The organism is Candidatus Electronema sp. TJ (assembly GCF_048287355.1).
GTDB lineage: Bacteria > Desulfobacterota > Desulfobulbia > Desulfobulbales > Desulfobulbaceae > Electronema.
In genome coordinates, this window is sequence record NZ_JBLWEP010000036.1 from 7,871 (window position 1) to 11,996 (window position 4,126).

General features: G+C 60.9%; 3 protein-coding genes. All 3 read right to left on the reverse strand.

Annotated features, from left to right (window positions below):
• Positions 1 to 125: 125 nt before the first annotated feature.
• Complete coding sequence (gene pbpC / locus ACNKID_RS04460; RefSeq protein WP_417912234.1) at positions 126 to 2,150, reverse strand: penicillin-binding protein 1C; 2,025 nt, start codon at positions 2,148 to 2,150, stop codon at positions 126 to 128.
• Positions 2,151 to 2,265: 115 nt separating this feature from the next.
• Positions 2,266 to 3,015, reverse strand: coding sequence for a peptidoglycan editing factor PgeF (gene pgeF, locus ACNKID_RS04465; RefSeq protein WP_417912235.1), 750 nt, complete (start codon positions 3,013 to 3,015; stop codon positions 2,266 to 2,268).
• A 2-nt stretch (positions 3,016 to 3,017) separates the two neighbouring features.
• On the reverse strand, positions 3,018 to 3,917 hold the full coding sequence (locus ACNKID_RS04470) for a polyprenyl synthetase family protein (protein ID WP_417912236.1): 900 nt from the start codon (positions 3,915 to 3,917) through the stop codon (positions 3,018 to 3,020).
• Positions 3,918 to 4,126 lie beyond the last annotated feature (209 nt).

The following is a 4,126-nucleotide window of genomic DNA, read 5'->3' on the forward strand; positions in this document are numbered from 1 at the left end:
GTGATATTGTTCACGGCAGCCTCCTTTCTTTCATTTTGAATCGCACTATTCATAATGCGATTATAAGCCTCTTTCCTCTTTATAAGCAAGCGGAAAAGCGGCTGGCGCAGCCGCCAGCACCTTGCTCAGTTTTCCAGATTCACCCAGACGGAAATCCGGTCACGGCGGCCCTGACTGTCAATCAGGGTGATGCGGGCAAGGCCCGGCCCTGGCGGCGGGCAGGAGATGATCTCGCTCTGCTGTTCTTTGGCGACTGGCTGGCCATTGATCAGCCAGTGAAAGGGTGGTGCGCCGCCGTGGGCTTTCAACACCAGCACTGGCTCGCCGCTGAGATGCAGACTGCTGCCGTCCACCGGATAATAAATGCGGGGCTGGCTCTGCTCGGCTGCCGAGCGGCTGAAATATTGCAGATGCGGCGGCAATTGATTATGACTGAGCCGCCGGAAACCGGCAGGCGGGATGTCAGCGGCCTCGACTTGCGCGGGCAAAGCAGCGAAGGCTTGCAGCAGCACCGGCACGGCCAGCTCGGCTCCGGTGGTGCGCTTGCCGTAGCCGCCATCGGGCCGCCCAACCCAGACTCCGATCGTGTGCTGCCGGGTGTAGCCAATGGCCCAAGCATCGCGGAAACCGTAGGATGTGCCGGTTTTGTAGCGGATTTTTGCCGTTGTTTGCAGCCCGGCGGCGGCAGGCAGGTTGCGCAGAATTTCATCCACCTGCCAAGCCGCTGCCGGAGCCAGCAGGCGGTTTTCCGGGCCGGGCGGCGCGGCAGGGTTGAAGGTGATGGGCCGGAATTCCCCTTGATCAGCCAATGCGGCGTAGAGCGCGGTGAGGTCGTGCAGATTCGTGGCCGTGCCGCCCAAAGCCAACGACAGTCCCGCCTCAGCCTGACTGCGGCCCATGAAAACGCCGACCGAGGCGAAGCGGGCCAGCAGGTTCTGCGGGCCGACACGCTCCAGCACCTGCACCGCAGGCAGGTTGAGCGAGCGGTGCAGTGCTTCGCGCACTGAAACCCAGCCGTGGTGGGTGCGGTCGAAATTGTCTGGACCGTAGCTGCCAAAGCGGTCTGGACGATCGAGAATTAGGGTTTCCGGGTGAAGAATACCCTGCTCAAAGGCGAGACCGTAAATGAAGGGCTTGAGAGCCGAGCCGGGCGAACGCCGCGCCTTGGTCAGATCAAGACTGCTGATCCGCCAGCCGCCGGAGCCGACATGAGCCAGCACCTGACGGCTCCGGTTGTCAACAGCGAGGAGGGCCAGTGTCCTCTTGCCCTCCTCGCCAAGACGCTGCTGGGCCTGCGCAGCGATGGCCTCCATTTTCTCCTGAACTGTTCGGTCTAACGAGCTGAGAAGCAGCTCTTTTTCCGGTTGAAGAGCGCGGAGCTGGCGGCTGAACTGCGGCGCGAGAAAAGGAGCAGAATGCCGTTTGGCAGGCAGAGGCTGCGTCCGCGCCAATTTGGCTTGATCAGAACTGAGCAGACCATTTTCCGCCAATCGCTCCAGCACCCGGCTGCGGGCCAGCTCAGCCTGCTCAGGGTGCCGGTCTGGCCGTCTCCGCTCCGGCGACTGCGGCAGGCTGATCAGCAAAGCGATCTCGGAGGGCGTGAGCCGGGCCGCGTCTTTCTGAAAATAAAAACGGCTGGCCGCCTCAATGCCTTCGATGTTGCCGCCATACGGGGCCAGCGTCAGGTAGGTTTCGAGTATCTCCTGCTTGCTCAGATGCCGCTCAAAACGCAGAGCCTCGGCCATTTCAATCAGCTTGCTCAATACCGTGCGCGGGCGCGGATGGAGCAGGCGGACGGTCTGCATGGTGATAGTGGACGCACCGGAAACCGCCCGGCCATGCCTGGCCAGCTGCTTGACTGCCCGGCCCAACGCAAGCGGATCTACGCCCCAGTGCGACCAGAAGCGTTTGTCCTCGCAGGCTAAAAGCAGGCGGATGAATTCCGGGTCAATACGCTCCAAGCGGGAGGGCAGCCGCCAATAACCGCCTTTTGCTGTGAACAGATGCAGAATTTTGCCGTCCCGGTCCAGCACTTGCGCCGAGCAAGGAACCGGAATCTGGCGCAGCAACAGCGGCGGCAGGGACAGATAAAGAAAAAAACAGCCGCTCAGGACAGCGGCGGCAATCAGAAGAACACTGTATTTTTTCATCAGGCAGGGCTAGGTGCACTTCCCTTGTTTTTTTGCCCGGCTATGAGATCAGGATCAATACTCTCACATTTTATACTGCGTCAGCATGATCCTCGAAAGAGCCGACTCAATCTGATCACGCCAAAGAGATGACCGAGCCGCAGCGTCCGGTGCGGCCCGTTCCACCCTCATCGTGTCTTGCCCGGCGGTAGGAGAAGAAATCCCGGTTGCAGACCGTGCAGATGCCAGCGGTCTCAATCTGCTCCGCCTTCACTCCAGACTCGGTGAGCTGTTCTTGGCTGACCGCCCAGAAATCAAAGTAATTTTCCCTGATCTGATGCCGATGCATGGAAGCGGGCAGCTCCTGCCGCCAATTGACAAACTCGGCGCAGCAAGGGCCAAGGGAGGGGCTGATCACTGCCCGTAAGTCCGCCGGACGGCAACCGTAATGATCCCTCATCAGGCGCACGGTGGCGGCTATGATGTTCAGCACACTGCCTTTCCAGCCATTGTGAACAGCGGCGATGACCTCCCGCGCCGGATCATGGAGCAGTACTGCTTGGCAGTCAGCTTGCTGAATCAGCAGCCCAATGCCGCGCTGGCTGGTGACGAGCGCGTCCGCGCTTTCGTATTCAGCATCTCGCCTGACATCCTCCGCAGCCAGCACCCGGTCGCCATGCACCTGCACTGCTGAGACAATATGCTTGATTTCTAAGTGCTGCTTGAGCCGCTGCCGGTTGGCGGCGACATGCTCCACGTCATCGCCCACGCCATAGCTGAGATTCAAGCTGGCAAATGGCGGACTGCTCACCCCGCCGCTGCGGGAGAACATCCCGTGCGGCAGCCCGGCCAGCAGCGTGGAACGAAGGCAGCGGATTTCTTCCATGCTCAGTTTGTCCGACTGACGATGTAGCGGGCCAAGGCCCGCAGCGGCTCAGCCCGCTGATCAAAACCGGCCAAAGCGACTACAGCCTTGTCTGCCGCTTCCGCCGCCAGCGCACGGGTTTTTTCGATGCCGAGACAGGCGGGATAGGTGGCTTTGCCCTGCTTGGCATCATGCCCGGCGGTTTTGCCGAGCTGTGCGGTGGAGGCGGTGACATCCAGCAGATCATCAGCAATTTGAAAAGCAAGACCGACCGCTTGGCCGTATTCGGTCAGGGCCTGCAACTGGGTTCTATCCGCGCCGCCGCCGACTGCGCCCATTTGCACAGCAGCAGTAATCAGTGCGCCGGTCTTGGAGCGGTGGATGGTCTGGAGCAGCTCGAAAGGAATCTGTTGTTCTTCGCTGGCGATATCGAGAAACTGGCCGCCGACCATACCCAGCGGCCCTGCCGCCTTGGCCAAGATCGCCGCCAGCCGCAGGCGCAGCTCCGGGGCCGGACCGGGAAATTCTGTGCTGGTGAGCAGCTCAAAGGCGTAGGTAAGCAGGCCGTCGCCGGCCAGAATGGCCTCAGCCTCGCCGAATTTTTTATGGCAGGTGGGCTGGCCCCGGCGGAGATCGTCGTTGTCCATCGCCGGCAGGTCGTCATGGATCAGCGAATAGGTGTGGACGCACTCCAAAGCGCAGGCCGCTGGCAAAAGCAGCTCTTCTGTGTCTGGCGCACCGCTGACGCAGCGGCCAGCGGCAAGGCAGAGAATAGGCCGGACACGCTTGCCGCCGACAAAGAGGCTGTAGCGCATAGTCTCAACATGAGCCGCGAAAACGCCTTCAGCCGCCAGCATATGCCGCCGCATGGCCTGCTCGACAAGTTGCCGCTGCTCCTGTAAATATTTTTTGATCTCAAACATTTGTTTTTTATCCGCCGGATTGTTCAGGCTTGCGTCTGTTGACAGGCCGCCGCAGCGGGATATAATGACTCCTGTCATCGTTTCGCCCGCCTCAATACAGCTCAGACAAACAGCATGGCCTTTCAGCTCACCTTCATCGAACGTGTCGTCCGTACCCCGGCGGCGGTCAGCTATCGTTTCAGCCGCCCGCCGGGCTTCGCCTTTGCCGC

Coding starts and splice junctions, on each gene's coding strand:
- pbpC (WP_417912234.1), bottom strand. CDS start 2,150: ATGAAAAAATACAGTGTTCTTCTGATTGCCGCCGCTGTCCTGAGCGGC.
- pgeF (WP_417912235.1), bottom strand. CDS start 3,015: ATGGAAGAAATCCGCTGCCTTCGTTCCACGCTGCTGGCCGGGCTGCCG.
- ACNKID_RS04470 (WP_417912236.1), bottom strand. CDS start 3,917: ATGTTTGAGATCAAAAAATATTTACAGGAGCAGCGGCAACTTGTCGAG.